Below are 18,708 nucleotides of genomic sequence, written 5' to 3'. Positions count from 1 at the left end.
CGCTACTGATGTTGTGGCGGGGCAGACTGCACGGGCTGGCGGTGCCGGGGCGAAGCCGCCGGGGGTTCACGCTCATCGAGCTGCTGGTGGTCATCAGCATCATCGTGCTGCTGATCTCGATCCTGTTGCCGGGGCTGTCGGGCGCGCGGCAGGAGGCGAAGAAGGTCAAGTGCCTGGCCAACCTGAAGCAGATCAGCGCCGCCATGCTGGCGTACTTCGGCGAAGAGCGCGACTGGTTTCCATTTGAGAAGCGGAACGAGGTGCTGGCGGGCTACGTGCAGCCCGTGTTGCACGGGTTCTACTTCGGTGGGCATCCGGGCCGGCAGGACGCGCCGGGCTCCGTGCAATGGTGGGGCTACGTGCAGCCGGAGTTCCGCGACACGCCGGGCGGCCGGCCGTTCAACCGCTTCATCTATCCGGGGCTGCCCACATACGACGTGCAGCCGGATGATCCGCTGTTTGAGGCGGTGCGCGACCTGCCAGTTTACGAATGCCCCTCCGACGACGGCAGCTTCTGGATGTACGAGACGGGCGATGTGGTCAACGCGCGCTCGTTGTACTGGTTCGCGGGCAGCAGCTACGACTCGAACTACCACTTCGCCCGCAACTGGGCGGCCGGAGCCCATGCCGCGGAGTCTCCCAGTCGCTGGCTGCAGCGCGCCAATGCGTTCGTCCGCCAGCAACTGCTGCGCAACTCCAGTGTCTTCGTCATCATCTTCGAGGATCCGTTCGATTCGGCGCAGTGGAATCGCATCCCCCGCCGTGGCTGGCACCGCAAGTGGAACCAGCACAATCTGCTTTTCCTGGATGGCCACGCCGCCGCGGTCGTGACGCGGACCACGCAGGGGAGCCGCGGGCTGGGTTGGAGCACCGCGTCCGGGAACGACCCCGCTGACCCGAACGCGTGGTGGAATGATCCCACCGACCCGGATTATCAGTACCGCGACATCATGCCGCTGCCCGGGCCGTAAGCGGCGTCGGGCGGCGATGGGGCGCGGACTTTTTTCCGCCGGCCAGTCGCCGATACACGCGCGGTTCGGGTATCTTGTCCCGCGACATGAGCCGACGTCCGATGGCGAGCGCGCGAAGCATGTGGCGAGCAATCCTGGTTACGACCTTGCTGGGGGCCACGTTGTGGGGTTGTGCCGCGCCCGGGCCGCAACTGGGACCGCCCCCGCAGCCGGTCCTCAGCACCCGGCCTCCGCGTCAGGTGCCGGCGATTCCGCCCCCGGAGCACCCGGCCCCCGCGCCGCCGGTGGTGCCGAGTGACCAGGGCCTGCGTGGCACGACGGTGGTGGTCGACGCCGGCCACGGCGGCAAGGACCCCGGCGCGCTGGGACGCGGGTCCGTGCCGGAGAAGGTGATCGTGCTGGACATTGCCCAGCAGGTTGCCGGGCTGCTGGGTGAGCGGGGCGCGAACGTGGTGATGACGCGCAGCTCGGATCGCTTCATCGAGCTGGACAGCCGGGCGGCGATGGCGGAGCGCGCGCGGGCGGACCTGTTCGTGTCGATCCACGCGGACTCGGCCAAGCGGCTGAGCGCCTCGGGCATCACGATCTACGTGAGCCGCAATGCGACGGCGGCGAGTCGTCAGGCGGCCCAGCACGTGGCGGCGGCACTCAAGCGGGCGGGGTTCGAGTTGCGCGGCGTGCAGACGGCGGGGTATCGCGTGCTGGTTGGACACTCGCGACCGGCGCTGTTGATCGAATGCGGTTTTGTGAGCAATCGGACGGAGGCGCAGCATCTCAGTACGCCGTCATACCGCACGCGGATCGCGGAAGCGATTGCGGAGGGGATCAGCGCGCATCTGGGCCGATGATGGGGCTGGCTGGCCGGCCGGCGGGTTCCGCTCTACCGCCGATCGCCGTGGGCAATTGCCCATTGGAGGTGATCCGCCCCTCCTGTAGGCGGAGCGTGCGCTTGGCGCGGGCCGCAGCACGGGGATCGTGCGTCACCATGACGATCGTGCGGCCTTCGCGGTTGATATCTTCGAGCAAGTCGAGAATCTGTTGGCCAGTCTCTGGATCGAGGTTTCCCGTTGGTTCATCGGCCAGAATGATCTCGGGATCATTCGCCATGACGCGGGCCAGCGCGACGCGCTGCTGCTGGCCAATGCTCAATTCCGGCGGCTTGTGGTCCAGCCGATCGCCTAGCCCGACGCGCTCCAGCAGCGCCGAGGCGCGCTGTTTCTGGACCGGCCCGTCGACGCCAGCCAGATACAACGGGATTTGCACGTTTTCCAGCGCCGTCAGATACGGAACCAGGTTGAACGTCTGGAATACGAACCCAATCTTCTGCCGACGCAGCTCAGCTCGTTGGTTGGGCGACAGCTCGTAGAGTGAGTGCCCGTTGAGGAAAACCTTGCCGGTGGATGGGGAGAGCATTCCGCCGAGTACAAGCAACAAAGTGCTTTTGCCGCTGCCACTCGGGCCGACCACCGCCACGAAATCGCCCGCGGCAATCTCCAGGGACGCGTTATCCAGGGCTGCGACTGTCCGGCCTCGATGCAGATAGCTCTTGCTGACGGATTCCAATCGCATGCCGTTTCACACCTCCTGAAGCGTTGCACAGGGATCGAGGCGCGCGGCCCGCCGCGCAGGGAAGTAGCTGGCTGCTAGGGCGATCACGACCGAGATGCCGATCGCCCACACGACAAGCACGGGCATCGGGAGCACTGGAATGCCCGCCAGGCGTGGCCCGAGCGCCACGGCCAGGACGGTGCCGAGCAGGTAGCCACAGACGCCGCCGGCGAGGCCGAGCAGCAGCGCTTTCAGCAGAAACATCTTGAGGATCACGGACGAACCGGCCCCGAGTGCCATCAGCGTGCCGATCTCGCGCCGGCGTTCATACACGTTCGCGTACATGTAGTTCGCGATGCTCGCGCCGCCGACGAGCACGATGATGCCCAGGAAGATCATCGACAGACGGGCCATCATGCCGTTCGTCTTGACCTGCGTGTCCACCACCTGCGTGACGGTGACGACCTTCGCGTCGGGCAGGAGCTTGTTGATCTTCTGCACGAGCCCGGCGGAGATCTCCTTGCAGCAGCCGACGATCTCGATCGCGTTGATGACCGGGCCCTTGCCGGCCATTTCCTGGACGGCGTGCAGGTGCGCGAAGATGCGCGAGTCATCCACCGTGCCGGTCTCTGGCAGGACTGCCGTGACGCTGAAGGTGCGACCAAGCACGTCCAGACTGTCGCCTTCCCTCATCCCGAGAATCGCCGCGACGTCGGCGCCGATGAGCACTTCGGTGTCGCTCAAATCGTCGATCACGCGCTGGCGGACCAACGTCTCCTTGGCCGCGGGCCGGAACGCGCCGGGAACATCTGCGACGGTCCCGCAGCCCTCGGCGGGTCGCGCGAAGATGCCCGCCCCGGCCCACATCGCCTTGGCCTGGAACTCGCTCTTCGGCAGTATCCCGGTGAGCGTAAACCCGCGGCCCTTCAGCTTGACCGGCACGGACAGCTTGGGCGACAGGTTGTCGAGCCCCTGCAAGTCTGACATCGCCAGGCGCTGCACGTATTCTTCGGGGAACTCGTCATTCTGCATGTCGGCGCTGTAGTAGTCCTGCAGCGACACCGACTTGGGCAGGACGAGCACGTTCGCGCCGAGTGCATCGAGCTGCGCGGCGACCGCCTTCTCTGAGTAGAAGGTGATGTTCTTGATCGAGACGACGACCGCGATGCCGAGTAGGATCGCCAGGAAGCTGGTGGCGAGTTGGTTCTTGCGCTCGAACATTTCGCGCCAGACGAGCTTGCGCAGATGCATGGGGGATGACCTCGGTTACGGCTTCTTCTCGGAAGTGCCCCGCTGCGGCGGCTGAGGCTGGCCCTGTGGCTGCGCTGGCGCATTGGCCGGCTTCTTGGGTGTGCAGCAACCGCTCTTTGGGTCGCAGCCCTTTGCTGCCGTCTTCGCCGCGGCCATAAGCACGTCCTTCTTCGTTTCACCCGTGTACGTGGCGACGGTCGCGCCCGGCGGTGCCAGGAACACCGTGACCGCCTCTTCGGTCTTCGGGTCCACCTTGAATTGCTTCAGGAGGCTCTCTTCGGCGGTGTCGGTGGGGTCGATGGTGATGATCTCCGTGGTCTTGGCATACTGAGGATCGGCCGCAAAGTCCCGCACGCCCTGCAGGGCCTCTGCGTTGTGCTGCGTGGTGCCGTTCTGCACGCACAGGAAGGCCATCTTGCGGTCCTGGAGCGCTTTGAGGCACTTCTGCATGCCGGGGCTGACGAACGCGGTCTTTAACTGCTCCTCCGTAAACCGCACGGGGAAGCTCCGCGTGACAGCACCTGTGGGCGCCATCGCCAGCACGAGCGGCATGGGCGAGCGCGTGAGCTGGTACTTCGCCACGAGGGCGCGCTCCTGCGGATCGGCGATGTTCACCGCGGCCGCGTTGGCCCGCTCAGCGAGCTTCTCCATCGCGGCGTCGAATGTCGTCCGCGCCGCCAGCGTGGCTTCGTCCTCGGCCCGGTAGAAGAAGATGAAAATGAACTTGTTCGCCTGGGCGGCTTCATGGATGGCCGTGGCCGCCGGGCTGATTGGCGCAGCGGCTCGGACGGGGGCCGCCGCCGGCGTTGGCGCCACGATACCGGAGCCGGCCTGCTCCTGTGCAAACGCCGTGGTCGTCATCGCCAGCGCCAGAAACAACGTGCCTGTGATTCGGTTCCTCAACATTCATGTTCTCCTGCCTTGGGGCTTCTTTCACTCCGCCGGTCAACGGCCGTGGTTAGTCGGCATATATATCGAGGCGGTTCACCGGAATGTGCCCGTAGTTTCATGCACGCTGCAGGGCACCTTTCACCGCCTCTCGACATGCGCGAGCAGCGCCTTGCGGTCGCCATTGCAGGGAGCGCACCTGCTGCCGCAACGTTGCGCGGCCCGCTGCAGCTTCTGGAGGGCTTTCAGGTCCGCGGCCGCCTGCGGCAATTCGGTCGCGGCCTCAGCGAGCCATTCAAGGATGCGCTTGTGTGTCACGCCCTCGGGCATCGCCAGGGTGTAGTACATCCAGACGCCGTTGCGACGATCATCGACCAGCCCAACGTTGCGCAGATAAGCCAGATGCCGGGATGCCTTCGACTGGCCGACGTCGAGCACGGCCATGATGTCGCAGACGCACAACTCGCCGCGCACGAGCAGGTTCAGAATGCGCAGGCGGGTCTCGTCGGCGAGGGCTTTGAAGAGTTCGGCGCTGTTCCGCACGGAGCGACCTCCGAAGATACCCGTATATTCGGATAGACGGATATATTCACTGAACCGCGGCAGAAAATCAAGCGGAATCCGGCCGCAACGTATGCCTCACAAGGCCCCTCAAGACGTGCGGACCGGTGAAAGAGGTGAGCGTAAACATTTGCCACATTGGGAGTTGTAGCTGCGCGACCCGATGGCCCCCTGGAGCCCGGGGTCGTCGCTGGCCAATAACTGGAAAGAGGCGGCCCCGCACGTGGCGGGGCGGGCCGCCCGCGCGGGTTCAGAACGCGAGCTGAAACTGCACGCGGAAGATCAGGGCGTCGTCGTTCACGTTGGCCAGGCTGTGCGGCGAACTGGTGATCGGCACTTCGCTCACCTTCGTCACGTCGGCCTGAAGCTTCACGTCGTCGCCGCGGAAGTACCAGTTGACGCCCCCGGCGTACTCCCATGTGCCTTCATGCCCGTTGGCGACCGCCGCGATGCCACCGACGCGCCCAACGATTTCCAGCTTCCGCTCCAGACCGGGGATCGGCAGCATGTAGCCGCATTGGACGTACGCGCCATGCTGGGCGGCGGTGTCGCGCTGGCCGGTGAGCTGAGTCCAGGGGGCGAGGGGGCGTTGGCCGCGCGGGTCAACCAGGCGGAGCACGTACTCGCCGGAGGCTGACAGGCCGCGATACTTGAACATCGCATCCCAGCCGAACTGGTGAATCTGAAGGCCGTTCGTGCTCGTCAGATCAAACCCGCCGGGACCGTGGGGGTCAGGGCGCGGCAGCGGGATGCGGGTCGTGCGCTGGTCGCCGGCGTCGTCGTTGAACGCGTACTGGAAGCCCAGGTCCAGCGCCGGGTATTGATGGATTTCGTGATCCGCCTGCCAGGCAAAGTCCTTGCCGGGCTGCTCGCTGAGTGCGTGCCAGAGTGCATGGAAGACGATGCCAGGATTATTGTCCATCTCCGCCGGATCGGGTGTGATCGTCGCGGTGGTAAAGCTGTTGAACGAGTTGACGACGTCGAGGTAGTAATCGACACGTTTCCTGAACAGGCTACCCCAGAGGCGCACACCGAGGCCGCGGTCGAACTGGAAAACCGCGTCCTGGACCGCGCGGTCGACGAACTGGAGGTTGCCGTCCTCGATCATCTGGGCCCGCACGGTTGGCATCTTGAAGACGCCCAGCTTGATCTGGAACTCTTCGGCGACGCGGTAGTTGACCCAGGCAGTCTGAATCCCGGCGTCGTATCCGCCGGGCGCGTCCATACGCAGATCGATGCGATACGTCAAATCCGGGCTGTACGCGTGGCCCGAGAAGGTCAGCCGGATGCGCTGAAGGTCGAGGCCGGCACGGTCGTGTCGGCGAAAACCCGGCGACAGGTAGCGGTTCTCGCGGCGTGTCTGGTAGTAGGTCCAGCGGGTCTGAATGCGCCCATTGATGCGCAACAGGAACTTCTCGTCGGTGCTGCGCATGACGAACCCGCGGTCGTAGCCGGCGGCCGTGGTTGACGGACAGAGCGCCTCCCGGAACTCCTGCTCAGCCAAGACCTCACGCACCTGCGCCCGCAGAGCGTCGGCGCGAGCCGCCGCCAGATCCTGCCGCCGGGTTTCTTCCAGCTTGGCTTCGAGCGCAGCGCTGCGCGCCTGCTGGATTCTCAAGCGCTCTTCGAGCTGGGCGATACGCGGCTGCGCGGGGTCATCCCCCCGCAGCTCCGAATACCCGACTCGACCCGCCAGAATCAGCAGCGCCGCGGCAATCAGAACATGGCGCGTGCGCGGTGTCATGCTCGTGATCGTGAGCGGCGACCATTGGCCCCGCAACGCTACTGCCGCCGTGGTCAGCCGTGTTTTCCGGTCTGCTCGGTGCACCGCGCCGGTGTCCCATTCGGCCAGCCACCCATCGGGGCACGTACAGGAGAGCCGTCACCAGGAAGCCCACAACCCCTGCGCCGGCAAAGCCGACCGGGCAAGCCTGCGATCCGCAGCACGGGCAGACGGACGCGCCGCCGCCGGCGACGAACGCAAACACCGCGCCCCAGCCAGCCAGGAACCGTCCAATCGCTCCCAGTCGCAGCTTGGCGAAATAGCCCGTCATGCACGCTGCTCCGCGACGACGCGCCCCGCGCCCGGCGTCGCCGCTCCCGCCAGACGCATGAACTGTAGCACGATGGTCAGCGCGAGCACCAACGTCAGCCCGGCATCGAATCCGGTGTATGCCAGCCGCGTCAGCGCCGGCCAGGCCTTCAGTTGCAGGAGCATCAGCCCGCCACACAGGCCCGTTAGCACGACTGTGATCCACAGCAGCCACGCGAGTACTGGCCGCACGCGCGAGGGACCGCGACGCGGTCGCAGCGTCGTGACGATGGCCCCCAACAGAATTGCGGCCGCGACCCAGAAGTGTTTGGCATCGAGCGTGAAACGGCTCGCCAGCATGTAGCTCAGCAAGTCGGGCGTGCGTGCGGCCAGCACACCGCCAAGTACTGCGACGATCAGCAGCGCCCCTGCACCCAACCGGGCCTGACCGGCGGAAAGCGCCTCATTCCGAACGGCCGCATCGCGCAATCCGGCGACGAGCCACACAACTGCCAGGACCGCCAGCAACAGGTACATCAGCGGCTTGAGCGACTGCTCCCGGAAAGCGCCGGCCCGAATCCACGCCGACCCGAGGCCGAGGATTTCGTGGTTCGGTACCCAACGCGGCTGCCCATCGCTTGCCTGAAACGCCTGCGCCAGCAGGGGCCGATCGAAAAAGGGCGACGGCGCGGAATGGCAGTCGGTGCAGCCACCGGCGCCGAGCGCCGCCCGCGCGGGAGCAATGTCGTGCGAGAACTTGTACACGGAGGCGTAGGCGGTGGCCTCGTACTCTTCGTGCGGCAGGTCACGGTACTCTGTCGCTGAGTAGTACGCCCGACTGTCGCTGACCCAGACAAGACGCTTGCCGTCGAGCGGGAACTTGGTGGCGGTGAGGTAGTCCTTCGTAGCCGCCAGCAAGGCGTCGAGCTCAGCGGGCCGATTCACCTCGGGGGCTCCATCGCCATTGTCGTCCTTGATCTTTGCAAGCTGTGGATACTTGGCGGTCGGGTCAGCCCGATGCTCCTTCCACATCGTGAAGAAGTCCTTCATGAAGAGCTGGTGCAGACCCGGCTGGCCCGGCTCCTCGTAGCCCACGAAGGTGCTATGCACGCGGTTGGCCGGGTAGATCTTGCCCTTGTAGCGAACGAGCGTCGGCTGTGTGACGTCGGTCGGCTTATCGTGCGCGCTGAAGAGGTCCAGCTCGCCGTAGTGGTTCCAGAACTTCATCTCTTGGTCGTAGAACGTCCAGATGTGCTTGCCCGGTGGCGAGATCCGCGGCGCGGCGTTGTACACGTCGCTGGCCTGCACGAGGGCGCTCTTGACCGCCCGGTTCGGAATGTGGCAGGCCTGGCAGGAGAGTTTCTCCAGGTGCATCGGCGGCAGCCACTCGTGCGTTGCCCGTGGGGCGTTCCGCCAGCCCTCCAAGTGACACGCTTCGCAGGTCCGCACGGTGTCGTCCAGATCGTTGCGTACAAACCCCGATGGATCGTCGCCTTTGCCGAACTGGTGTACTTCCTTCCCGCGGATGCGCGGATCGGCCGCCCGGCTTCCCGCCGCGTGACAGTCCACGCAGAGCAGCCCCGCCGCCATGTGCACGTCCGTGCGCGTCGAGTAGCCCGCGCCGCGTTTCTTCCAGTCCGGCTTGAAGTGGCAATTCAGGCACGTATCGGTGCGCGGCTCCGGCACGATGTGGAGCATCACGTTGCCTTCCGCATCGAAACGAGCCGCGTCATAGGCCACGGCCGGCGATTCGTTCGCAGCCACCTTACCATTCACAGTAGCAAGACCGGCGCCCGCCGTGGCGGCCCAGCGGAAGTTCAGGCCAGCTAATTGAGCGTTTCGGCTCCCGAAGTCGTATTCGGGCGCGTGGCAAAGCAGGCAGTCGGCCTCGATCACGCCGGTTTCCGACCAGCGGGCCTTGAAATAGTCCCCGTCGAACCCGTTGTCGCCGCCCGGCGTCAGACCCGCCGCCGGGTCGCGCATCCGCTCGTCGTAGCGGTGCCCATCGCGGTCGAATTCCAGCGGACCGCCGCCGGGATGGCAGTTTCCACACGTCGCCGTCACAAACTCGAACGAAGTCATGTCGATCAGCCGCGCGCTGCCGTTCTGCTTGGCGGCCAGCTCGCGGTAGAGCGGCGCCGGCGAGCACCAGTTACCGCCATAGTTGCCGGGGAACTTGACCCAACCGTAGCGGGCAGCGTACTCGGGCGGCAGCTTCTCGCCCTTGCCCTGCGTGAAGTGGAATCCCTCGGTAATCAAGTCGTAGTTATGGCAGCCGCCGGCACCGCAGGTCTGCTTGGGCGAGTACGGCACGGACGCGTTGACGCCGTTCCGCGGATCGATGATCTCGCCCTGCTCATCGCGCAACTTGAACGGCGGACAGACGCCCTGCGGCGGCGGGACGGCCGACACGTGGCTGGATGGAGCCGAACTGGTGGGTTGGTCGCCCGCGACGGCCAGGGTGGCAAGTGCAAGCAAGCCCACGACAAACGTAATGGGAATGGCCATGATCAGCCGGCGGTTCATGTGCGCGCCTCCTGAACAGGTGCTGTTGGTGTCCCAAAGTATCGCCTTTGGAAGAACAAGGCCACATTCACCAGTCCAATCAGCACCGGCACCTCGACCAGCGGGCCGATGACGGCCGCGAACGCCGCCCCGTGCCCAATGCCGAACACGGCGACGGCGACGGCGATCGCCAGTTCGAAGTTGTTGCTGGCCGCGGTGAATGCGATCGTCGTCGTCTTCGAGTAGTCGGCGCCGATCTTCTTACCCATCCAGAACGACACGAGGAACATCAGCACGAAGTAGATGCACAGCGGAATCGCGATGCGGACCACGTCCAGGGGAAGCTGGATGATCTTCTCGCCCTTCAGCGAGAACATGACCACGATCGTAAACAGCAGCGCGATAAGCGTAATCGGCGAGATCTTGGGGATGAACTTTTGCTCGTACCAAGCGCGGTCCTTCACGCGCAGCAGCACAAACCGCGTGATCATTCCAGCCAGGAACGGGATGCCCAGGTAGATGAACACGCTCTGGGCGATCTGGCCGATCGTCACATGAACTTCCGCCCCGCTCAGTCCCAGGCGCGGCGGCAGCACGGTGATGAAGAACCACGCGTACACCGAGTAGAACAGCACCTGGAAAATCGAGTTGAACGCGACCAGGCCGGCGGCGTACTCGCTGTCACCCTTGGCCAATTCGTTCCACACGATCACCATCGCGATGCAGCGGGCCAGGCCGATCATGATCAGGCCGACCATGTAGTCCGGGTAGCCGCGCAGGAACAGGACGGCGAGTGCGAACATCAGGATCGGGCCGATCACCCAGTTCTGCACCAGCGATAGGCCCAACACGCGGACATTGCGGAACACGTCGCCGAGTTCCTCGTACTTCACCTTCGCGAGCGGCGGGTACATCATCAGGATCAGGCCGATGGCAATGGGGATGTTGGTGGTGCCAACCTGAAAGAGGTTGAGGAAGTCCTCGACGCCGGGCCACAGCCACCCACCCAGCACGCCGACGGCCATCGCCAGGAAGATCCAGAGCGTGAGGAAGCGGTCCAGGAACGACAATCGGGTTGGGCAACCAGCATCCATGTGGGGCTACTCCGGCTTGCGGGCCGTCACGTTCAGACTCGTCACGAAATCCGCCGGGCGCGTGCCGGCTGGCAGCGCCGCGGCGATCTTCTGGTAGAGCGGGTCCTCGAACGAGGTCATCGATTCGATGTAATCGCGCTTCTGCTCAATCTGGATATCGACCAGCCCGGCATCACGGGCGAATCGCTCTGTGTCAGAGACAAGTACCGCCCCCGCCACGCAGCCCACGAGCGCTTCGACCATGCGGCGCACGGCCGGAGGCAGCGGCCGGAGCAGCGCCAGGTCGGAGACCGCGACGCGCCCGCCCGGTTTCAGCACGCGGGCGATTTCGCGCCACACCTGCGGCTTGGCGGGCGACAGGTTGATCACGCAGTTCGAGATGACCACGTCCACGCTGCCATCCGGCAAAGGCAGGTGCTCGATCTCGCCCAACCGAAACTCGACATTGTCGAGGCCCGTCCGCTGGCGGTAGGCGGCCACGTTCCCGCGCGCCTTGCTCAGCATCTCGGGTGTCATGTCCACCCCGATGACGCGACCAGACTTCCCCACGCGCGGGCCAGCCAAGAAGCAGTCGAAGCCGCCGCCGCTGCCCAGGTCCAGCACGACCTCGCCGGGCTTGAGTGACGCCAGCGCGGTGGGATTGCCGCAGGAGAGCCCCATGTTGGCGCCGTCCGGCAGCGTGGCCAGCTCGGCCTCGTTGTAGCCCAGCTTCTGCGCCAGGTCCGTGGCGCTGCCGCCCGCCGGTCCGCAGCAGGGCGAACCGGAGCAGCAACCGGATTGGGCGGCCGCGCCGCTCAGGCCGCCGGACTGGGACACCTTCGCATATCCCGCCCGCACTTGCTCGCGGACGGTCTGCGCATCATTCACCTGAGACGAATCTGACATCGCTAACTCCCTTGTTTCAGCGCGTTTTCCAGAGCACCCGGCAATTGCCCGACAAACGCGCGAATCTCGTCGCGCACACGGCGGTAGTGCCGCAGGGCATCTTCTTCCGTTTTCGCCTCGCGCGCCAGCCGCGGGGGGTCGTCGAAGCCGACGTGTATGAGCTTGGTCCGGCCGGGAAACAGCGGACAACTCTCGTGCGCGTGATCGCACACCGTCACCACGTAGTCGAACGGCACGTCGCGGAGCTCGTCGACGTGCTTCGAACGCTGGCCGGAGATGTCCACCCCCGCTTCGGCCATGACCTGCACCGCGCGCGGGTTCAATCCGTGCGTTTCGATTCCAGCCGAATACGGCTCGATCACGTCGCCTTTCAAGTGCCGCGCCCAACCCTCGGCCATCTGGCTTCGGCACGAGTTCCCCGTACACAGGAACAGAACTCTCAGCTTCGGTAGCACGCTGCCAACTCCTGAAGGTCCTTGCGTCGCAGACTTGCAACCCGCTGCAGGTCTTTGCCCAGCGCGACATCCTCGGCGCCCGCTGCCAGGACCCAACGCAATGCGCTGCGCACCACAGGATCGGCGTCGCGCTCGGCCAGCCGGAAGTAGCACCATCGTCCGTCCTTGCGGCGCCGGACCAGCCCGGCCTGGCAGAGGATGTCCAGGTGCTTCGACACGGTGGAGGGGGCCAGCTCGAGCACTCCAACCACGTGGCACAGACACAGTTCCCCGTCCCGTAGCGCCAGTAGCGCCCGCAAGCGCGTCTCATCGCTCAACGCTTTCGCAATTCGCAGCACCGGGTTCACGCCGCCACTCCATCACTTCGCCAATCAGCGAATTATTATACCGGCTTGCACGGGCGGGGCAACTATGCTCGCCCGTGGGATCGGCCTCGGGACGGATCAGCGCGCCATGCGCACGGCCACCTCTGCCACGCGCCGGCCCAGGTTGCGGACCGTGTTCAGGCCGAACTCATCGCCGGAGATATCATCCTGGCCGTCGTTGAGCACGGTGGCACCGGTGTGCGCCGTGGGACTGCCGTCGCCGACGACGATCATCTCCTGGCACATCAGGGCCGCCTGCACCGATTCGAGCGCCAGTTCCTGGCCACCGTTGCGAACCCCGCCGACCGCCACCACGCCGGCCACCTTGTTCTTCAGGGCGAAGTTGTTCTTGCGAAAGACCATGCACTGGTCGATGAACGCCTTGCACAACGACGACATGCCACTGAAGTAGACCGGCGTGCCGATGATGAGCCCGGCCACGGCGGCGTCGGCGAGCTTCGGTTCCAGAGCGGCGAAGTCGCCTTTGTTTGGGTTCACGGGGTCGAATACGGGGATGTTCATCCCCGCCAGCTCGATCAGCTCGGTTCGAATGTCCGGGCTCACGCCGGCCGCCGCCTCGAGCGCCACCTGCACGGCCGCGGCCGTCGTCTTGCCCTTGCGCGGGCTGCAGGCGAGGCCGATGATCCGGATCTTCCGGCCGGTCGCCGGCGGCTCCTGGGTCTGGGCGGCCGTGCCGGTGATGGCACCCGCCGCGACGGCAATCCCAGCGGTTTTCAGAAAGCCACGTCTTGATACGTCCTCCGTCATGCCGCGCCTCCTTGGAGCTCTCGCGCGCCGGCGGCGAGCCGTGTTCGCCCCAAGCACGGCGCGCATCAAACGAAGAAGAGTACCCACACACCAACCGCAATAATCAAAACGCCGGCGATCCGCCGGAGCATGTCCGTTCCGCGCGTCCAACCCTTCGAGTCAGCCAACTTCTGCACGAGGCCGATGGACGTGCCGCCTACAAGGACCAGCCCGCAATGCCCGAGGCTGTACGCCACCAGGAGCGTCAGGCCGAAGAACTTCCCGTACAGCGGCGTCACGATGATGAGTGCGGCCAGCACGGGCCCGGCACACGGCATCGAAATCAGCCCGAAAAGCAACCCCAGCAGCAGCGCGCCCACAAACCCCTTCTGCTTCGGCTTTACCCCCGCCGGCACCGGCAGCGTGAAATGCAACGCACCCAGCAGATGCAGCCCCATCAGCAGGCACACCACCGCCGCGATGTATTTCCACCAACTCGTGGGCAGCAGTGAGCTCGCCGACCAGACGCTGAACCAGATCAGCGCGAACATGATCGTCAGGCCGAGCGCGAACGTCAGCGAAAGCAGAAACGAGCGAGCCAGGCTCTCGGCCGGTGGACAGCCGCCGGTCGAGAAGCGGGACATCCGCGAACCAACGTGCGCCGATCTCACCGCTGTCGACCTTTTCCCTTTGCCATCCGAGGAAGCTATTGCACGCATCCTTGACCGTTGGACCGGCGTACGATAGCGTAGATAATCGCGTTGGCCGCCCGGCGTGAAGGTCCGCGGCCACGGCGTGGTATCGTTCGAGAGCGGCCGTTGGACCAGGCCACACGCCGAAGAAATGCACACGGCCACGGACCTTCTTGCGCCACTGACCGTTCGGATGCGCGGCTAGCGCGAACGATGGATGCGGCTTATTCGGCTTCTTGCGTGAGGTCTTCGCCATGACTGCAACCTCGACAAGCCGCTTCCCTTAATGCCGCAAGACCAGTGTAGGGACCGGACAGGTTGTCGTCAGGGTTGTCGTCGCAGAAAAATGCGGATCGCGTTCAATGCGTAAGTGTTGTATGTTCAATGACTTGGAGAGGTGACCGAGTGGCTGAAGGTAACGGTTTGCTAAACCGTCGTACGGGGTAAACCTGTACCGCGGGTTCGAATCCCGCCCTCTCCGTTCCATCCAAGACGCACTTCGCAAGCTCTTGTCGTTCAGTGTGAATGGCGGCTGAATATTGCAGCGTCTGGCGGGCGAAAAGTGCAGCACTGATGGGTTCAGGATAGAGGTTGAAGAGAAAGATGTCGAGGGGGCGCAGGGGTTGGAGCGCAGAGGAACTGGCCGGGGGTTTCCGGAGGAGGGGAAGAAGCTCGAGGAGGGGGTGTGGCGGAACCTGCGAAGCCGGTTCCCCCATGAGGGGGGTCTGGGGGGAGTCCGACGGCCGCAGGCTATCGCCCGTGTCGTCCGCCGTTACGCGGGTGGCGGTCGCCGGCGGCGGTTGGCGTCGGCCAGGCGGTAGCCTTCGCCGTTGCATTCGAGGATGTGGCAGCGGTGGGTCAGGCGGTCCAGGGTGGCGCCGGTGAGGCGTTCGGAGCCCAGCACCTCGACCCAGTTCTCAAAGGGTAGGTTGGTCGTGACGATCAGGCTCGTGCGTTCGTAGGCCGTGCTGATCACGTCGAAGAGCAGTTCGGCGCCGAGCTTGCTGGCGGGTATGTAGCCGAGTTCGTCCAGCACGAGCAGATCCAGGTGGGCGAGCTGCTTCTTGATCACCCCGCCGCGCGAACTCCTCGCTCCACGGCACGGTCATGATCTTTGCGTACTGCCGCCGTGTTTCGGGTGGCGCGCTCGCCGGCAGACGCACCCCGTCTACGCCGAGCGCGCCACGCGTGCCTGGTTTGCGGTCCGCGGTGCCGCTCAACGGCATCAGGTGCTCCAACATGCGGTCACGACGCGAGGTCATGATGTGCGTGCTCAACTCTCCTTTGCCCGCACTCGTCCCCTCGCCATAGCACGTGCGAACCGATGAACGCCAACGTCATCCCGACCCGCGCGGTACCCGCGCGAGCTCCGGATGTGCCGCGCGTACGCGTTTCAGGATCGCTGTCAGGTCGCGTCGGATGTGTGCGTAGAAACGCTTCAGCCCGGGACACAGGTAATTCAGTCCGGGCTCTCCGTCCGGCGTGCGCACCAAGCGGTTTTTCGGGCACTCGCCCCAACACAGCTTCAAATACTCACAATCCCGGCAGTACCGCGGCAGCGTGTTGCGTTTCGCGAAACCGAATTGCTTCTGCCGCTCGCCGTACGCGAACTCCGCCCAATGCGTGTGCTGCAGGTTCCCCAGCCGGTACTCCGGGTACACGTAGTGATCACAGGCATACACGTCGCCGTTATGCTCCACGGCCAGCCCCCTGCCGCAGAACTCGGCGCTGACGCAGCGCTGCGCCGGCAGACCGAGTGCCTGCACCACCGTCGTCTCGAACAGGTCCACGTGCACCCGGCCGTAGTCCTGCCGATACCACTCGTCCCAGACCGCGCACAGGAAGCGGCCCCACTCATCGGGATCCACCGACCACTCCGTCACAACCGCGTCGGGCCCCCCGGGCCGGGCTTGCGCTGTACCCACGACCGGCAAAAGCAGCGGGCTGAGCTGCTGGGCGACCACGGTGCGGAACGCCGGCGGCTCCACGCACGGGATGAACTGCACGCGCCACACTCCCAGCTCGCGCGTCAGGAAGCGGTACACGTCCACGGGGCATTTTGCGTTGTCCCGGTTGACCACGCACAGGGCGTTGAACGGCACGCCCTGCTCTCTCAGCAGCCGCGCCGCCGCCAGCACCTGCGCGTGTGTCGGCCGGCCACCCTTAGCGACGCGGTACCGATCGTGCAGGTGTCGGGGCCCGTCGCAGCTCAAGCCAACGAGGAAGCTGTAGGTTTTGAGGAAGCGTGCCCAGTCGGCATCGAGTAGCGTGCCGTTCGTTTGGAGGTCGTTCTCGATCCGCTGGCCGGGCTTGCGGTATCGCCGCTGCAACTCCACGACCTGGCGGAAAAAGTCCAGTCCCATCAGGGTCGGCTCGCCGCCCTGCCACGAAAAGACGACTTCGTCACCGGTCTGCGCCTCGATGTACTGGCGGATGTGCTGCTCCAGCACTTCGGCCGACATGCGCGGGGCGCGCTGCGCCAGCAGTTCTTCCTTGTGCAGGTAGTAGCAGTACGTGCAATTGAGATTGCAAATGGCGCCGATCGGCTTCACCATGGCGTGAAAACGATGCGCGTAGCCGGGCGGCTGCGGTCGCAACTCAGACTTGGGTGGAGTCGCTGGCATCGGCTCGATCCCGCTTCGGCTGGGATGACGCGCGCCGGACGTGCCACATCTCGGGCGTCATTACACACCGGAAACCCAGATGCTGCAATCCCGTGTCCGGCGGACATGCCATGCGGGCGCTCGGCCGATATGGCGGTGACCTGCCCCCGGTCGGCGCGCCGCTTGCGGAGAGGTGGTGGCAGCCGTCAGCCGGACGAAGCGACGAGGATGTCACGACGCCACTGAGAGAAGGGACGCAGGCACGGAGAAGCCACGAAGCGACGAAGCCACGCAGCCAGGGTGGGGAAAAGAGGAACCTTCTGCTTTCTTGCCTACGAGGCCGTGTATCCGTACTGCAACTGGCTCAACGGCGAATGCGACGGCAACGGCACGGTGAGCTTTGCCGATATCGGCTGCTTCGTCAATCTGATCGGTCAGGGCGGCAGCGGTGTGACGCGGGCCTATACGTGGGACGCCGAGAACCGCCTCACCCGCGTCGGACCGCCCGCCGGCGGCGAGGTCGTCGACGACATCCAACTCACTTTCCGCTACGATTACCTCGGCCGGCGGGTCGAGAAGCAGGTCTCGACCTGGAGCGGCACGGCGTGGACCGTGACGCAGACCCGCCGGTACGTCTGGGACGGTTGGCGGATGCTGCTGGAAATGGATGGCAGCGGCACGATTCTGCGGAAATACACCTGGGGCCTGGACCTCGCCGGCCTGAACGGGCAGGTGAACAGCCTGGAGGGGGCCGGCGCGATCGGCGGCCTGCTGGCGGTGCAGGTCGTGGGCGGCGCGGTCGGCGGCGGCGACCTCAACTACGCCTACCTCTACGACGCGAACGGTAACGTCGGGCAGCTCGTCGATTGGGCGCACGATGCCAACGATCCCGCGGGCGCGTTGGTCGCGAAGTACGAATACGACCCGTACGGCGGTGTGACGGCGGCGACGGGCAGCTACGCCGCGGACAACGTCTGGCGCTTCAGCACGAAGCAGTTTGACGCGGACACCGGGCTCGGCTACTGGGGATACCGGTACTACAGCCCGACGCTGGGACGGTGGATCAGTCGGGATCCGATAGAGGAACGTGGGGGACCTGCGCTCTATTGCTTCGCCGGTAATGAACCCGTAGCCGCGGTGGATCCACTCGGCTTCGTCGCCGCACACCAGTCAACGACAACGCAGGCCTGCGCGTGCTGCTGTTGTTGCGCTGAGGACCTCACGCTCGATAATGTGAAAATACTCAAGTTCGGTGATTCCATTAGCCACGGGGGGCGCACATACCCAGTAAAAGAAGGTCAGGTTCACCTATTCCTAAACGTGGCAATGTCGATGTCATATCGATCCAACGAGGGCGGCGATTGCGGCCTCAGTTGGGAGGAGGCCGTTACCTGGACGCCATCCGCTCCACCGAAAAGCGAGGGCACTCATGACTTTCGATCGGTTATGGATAAGCCTGGCGTCGTCGCGTCTGACTGGAACAATCGCGGACGGATGCCCTGTAGCGGTTCGCGTCGCCTTGTCACATTTGATGCACCCAACATTAATACTTACTTGGGGCCCAACAATCCAAACACGCAGACAAAGTACATAAGCTACTATATTGTGCTTTCGAGTGGATGCCGTTCAGGAGTATGCAGCTGCTCTAAGGTGAAACTCGTTTTTGATGCTGTTCTCGATGTGCAGAACGGAAAATTGACTAAGGATAGTACCGTCTTTTATGTGGCAAAATCCTGTATTAAGTAACAAGTGACATCCGAAGGCCTGCCCGAGTGCGAGATCGTGTTTCGCAGCAGAGTGGCTAATTCGGAGCGAATTCACCGTAGGTACTCGGTTGTATTCGCATGCAGCGCTTTTGCCAGACGGACTCTCAGAGTCATTGTCTTCTATGTGCGACCGGCGTGGTGAGCTGGAGATTGTGTTTGCCTGAAGGAATAAGATGTGTGTCGGGGAAGCGTCATTCGTAATACCAGCATAGGGTTCTTCCTGGCAACATGTCTTCTGTTAGGCTACAGCTTTGTGGGACACATCGTATGGAGCTTGGGGAACTTATCTGGCATCGTCATCATCAATGGCGCGATTACATTCATCTCGCCAGCTCCGCAGCCGTA

The 18,708-nt window shown here is 64.7% G+C and carries 16 protein-coding genes and 1 tRNA gene; 4 read left to right on the top strand and 13 right to left on the bottom strand.

What is annotated here, in order from left to right; genetic code table 11:
• Nucleotides 1-8: 8 nt before the first annotated feature.
• The gene (locus KA383_07885; GenBank protein MBP7746039.1) at nucleotides 9-971 is read left to right on the top strand and encodes a prepilin-type N-terminal cleavage/methylation domain-containing protein; all 963 of its coding nucleotides are present in this window, start codon (nucleotides 9-11) and stop codon (nucleotides 969-971) included.
• A gap of 119 nt (nucleotides 972-1,090) precedes the next feature.
• Entirely contained in the window at nucleotides 1,091-1,819 is a 729-nt protein-coding gene (locus KA383_07880) for an N-acetylmuramoyl-L-alanine amidase (protein ID MBP7746038.1), read from the top strand.
• On the opposite strand, the gene KA383_07875 is transcribed toward KA383_07880, so the two are convergent.
• The 11 genes from KA383_07875 to KA383_07825 form a co-directional block, all read right to left on the bottom strand.
• Nucleotides 1,797-2,540, bottom strand: coding sequence for an ABC transporter ATP-binding protein (locus tag KA383_07875; GenBank protein ID MBP7746037.1), 744 nt, complete (start codon nucleotides 2,538-2,540; stop codon nucleotides 1,797-1,799). The genes KA383_07880 and KA383_07875 overlap by 23 nt on opposite strands.
• A gap of 6 nt (nucleotides 2,541-2,546) precedes the next feature.
• Entirely contained in the window at nucleotides 2,547-3,770 is a 1,224-nt protein-coding gene (locus tag KA383_07870) for an ABC transporter permease (protein MBP7746036.1), read from the bottom strand.
• Nucleotides 3,771-3,785: 15 nt separating this feature from the next.
• Complete coding sequence (locus KA383_07865; GenBank protein MBP7746035.1) at nucleotides 3,786-4,676, bottom strand: hypothetical protein; 891 nt, start codon at nucleotides 4,674-4,676, stop codon at nucleotides 3,786-3,788.
• A gap of 123 nt (nucleotides 4,677-4,799) precedes the next feature.
• Complete coding sequence (locus tag KA383_07860) at nucleotides 4,800-5,201, bottom strand: metalloregulator ArsR/SmtB family transcription factor (GenBank protein ID MBP7746034.1); 402 nt, start codon at nucleotides 5,199-5,201, stop codon at nucleotides 4,800-4,802.
• 268 nt (nucleotides 5,202-5,469) lie between these two features.
• Nucleotides 5,470-6,963 carry a hypothetical protein gene (locus KA383_07855; GenBank protein MBP7746033.1) on the bottom strand — a complete coding sequence of 498 codons (1,494 nt, stop codon included), beginning with the start codon at nucleotides 6,961-6,963 and terminating at the stop codon, nucleotides 5,470-5,472.
• Nucleotides 6,964-7,269: 306 nt separating this feature from the next.
• Nucleotides 7,270-9,777: a hypothetical protein gene (locus tag KA383_07850; GenBank protein ID MBP7746032.1), complete on the bottom strand. Its 2,508-nt coding sequence runs from the start codon at nucleotides 9,775-9,777 to the stop codon at nucleotides 7,270-7,272.
• Complete coding sequence (gene arsB, locus KA383_07845) at nucleotides 9,774-10,850, bottom strand: ACR3 family arsenite efflux transporter (GenBank protein ID MBP7746031.1); 1,077 nt, start codon at nucleotides 10,848-10,850, stop codon at nucleotides 9,774-9,776. The genes KA383_07850 and arsB overlap by 4 nt, the downstream gene beginning before the upstream one ends.
• A gap of 6 nt (nucleotides 10,851-10,856) precedes the next feature.
• On the bottom strand, nucleotides 10,857-11,735 hold the full coding sequence (gene arsM / locus KA383_07840; GenBank protein MBP7746030.1) for an arsenite methyltransferase: 879 nt from the start codon (nucleotides 11,733-11,735) through the stop codon (nucleotides 10,857-10,859).
• 2 nt (nucleotides 11,736-11,737) lie between these two features.
• The gene (locus KA383_07835) at nucleotides 11,738-12,346 is read right to left on the bottom strand and encodes an arsenate reductase ArsC (protein MBP7746029.1); all 609 of its coding nucleotides are present in this window, start codon (nucleotides 12,344-12,346) and stop codon (nucleotides 11,738-11,740) included.
• 287 nt (nucleotides 12,347-12,633) lie between these two features.
• The gene (locus KA383_07830; GenBank protein MBP7746028.1) at nucleotides 12,634-13,323 is read right to left on the bottom strand and encodes a flavodoxin family protein; all 690 of its coding nucleotides are present in this window, start codon (nucleotides 13,321-13,323) and stop codon (nucleotides 12,634-12,636) included.
• Between the two features lie 65 nt (nucleotides 13,324-13,388).
• Entirely contained in the window at nucleotides 13,389-13,946 is a 558-nt protein-coding gene (locus KA383_07825) for a hypothetical protein (GenBank protein MBP7746027.1), read from the bottom strand.
• 439 nt (nucleotides 13,947-14,385) lie between these two features.
• Between KA383_07825 and KA383_07820 the strand changes: the two genes are divergently transcribed.
• Nucleotides 14,386-14,475, top strand: a tRNA-Ser gene (locus tag KA383_07820).
• Between the two features lie 291 nt (nucleotides 14,476-14,766).
• Here the strand turns inward: KA383_07820 and KA383_07815 are convergent.
• The gene (locus KA383_07815; protein MBP7746026.1) at nucleotides 14,767-15,066 is read right to left on the bottom strand and encodes an ATP-binding protein; all 300 of its coding nucleotides are present in this window, start codon (nucleotides 15,064-15,066) and stop codon (nucleotides 14,767-14,769) included.
• A 265-nt stretch (nucleotides 15,067-15,331) separates the two neighbouring features.
• Nucleotides 15,332-16,618, bottom strand: a complete 1,287-nt coding sequence (locus tag KA383_07810; GenBank protein ID MBP7746025.1) for an anaerobic sulfatase maturase — start codon at nucleotides 16,616-16,618, stop codon at nucleotides 15,332-15,334.
• Between the two features lie 279 nt (nucleotides 16,619-16,897).
• Here KA383_07810 and KA383_07805 point away from each other — a divergent pair, with 279 nt between their 5' ends.
• Complete coding sequence (locus tag KA383_07805; protein MBP7746024.1) at nucleotides 16,898-18,343, top strand: RHS repeat-associated core domain-containing protein; 1,446 nt, start codon at nucleotides 16,898-16,900, stop codon at nucleotides 18,341-18,343.
• The last annotated feature ends 365 nt before the right edge of the window (nucleotides 18,344-18,708 follow it).

This window comes from Phycisphaerae bacterium, from assembly GCA_017999985.1.
Taxonomy (GTDB): domain Bacteria; phylum Planctomycetota; class Phycisphaerae; order UBA1845; family Fen-1342; genus JAGNKU01.
Note: the sequence above shows the minus strand (reverse complement) of the source record. Positions and strands in the feature narration are given on the sequence as shown.

Bases quoted from the DNA above. Each gene is read 5' to 3' on its own strand.
- KA383_07885 (MBP7746039.1), top strand. From the start codon at position 9: ATGTTGTGGCGGGGCAGACTGCACGGGCTGGCGGTGCCGGGGCGAAGC.
- KA383_07880 (MBP7746038.1), top strand. From the start codon at position 1,091: ATGTGGCGAGCAATCCTGGTTACGACCTTGCTGGGGGCCACGTTGTGG.
- KA383_07875 (MBP7746037.1), bottom strand. From the start codon at position 2,540: ATGCGATTGGAATCCGTCAGCAAGAGCTATCTGCATCGAGGCCGGACA.
- KA383_07870 (MBP7746036.1), bottom strand. From the start codon at position 3,770: ATGCATCTGCGCAAGCTCGTCTGGCGCGAAATGTTCGAGCGCAAGAAC.
- KA383_07865 (MBP7746035.1), bottom strand. From the start codon at position 4,676: ATGTTGAGGAACCGAATCACAGGCACGTTGTTTCTGGCGCTGGCGATG.
- KA383_07855 (MBP7746033.1), bottom strand. From the start codon at position 6,963: ATGACACCGCGCACGCGCCATGTTCTGATTGCCGCGGCGCTGCTGATT.
- KA383_07850 (MBP7746032.1), bottom strand. From the start codon at position 9,777: ATGAACCGCCGGCTGATCATGGCCATTCCCATTACGTTTGTCGTGGGC.
- arsB (MBP7746031.1), bottom strand. From the start codon at position 10,850: ATGGATGCTGGTTGCCCAACCCGATTGTCGTTCCTGGACCGCTTCCTC.
- arsM (MBP7746030.1), bottom strand. From the start codon at position 11,735: ATGTCAGATTCGTCTCAGGTGAATGATGCGCAGACCGTCCGCGAGCAA.
- KA383_07835 (MBP7746029.1), bottom strand. From the start codon at position 12,346: ATGGTGCTACTTCCGGCTGGCCGAGCGCGACGCCGATCCTGTGGTGCG.
- KA383_07830 (MBP7746028.1), bottom strand. From the start codon at position 13,323: ATGACGGAGGACGTATCAAGACGTGGCTTTCTGAAAACCGCTGGGATT.
- KA383_07825 (MBP7746027.1), bottom strand. From the start codon at position 13,946: ATGTCCCGCTTCTCGACCGGCGGCTGTCCACCGGCCGAGAGCCTGGCT.
- KA383_07810 (MBP7746025.1), bottom strand. From the start codon at position 16,618: ATGCCAGCGACTCCACCCAAGTCTGAGTTGCGACCGCAGCCGCCCGGC.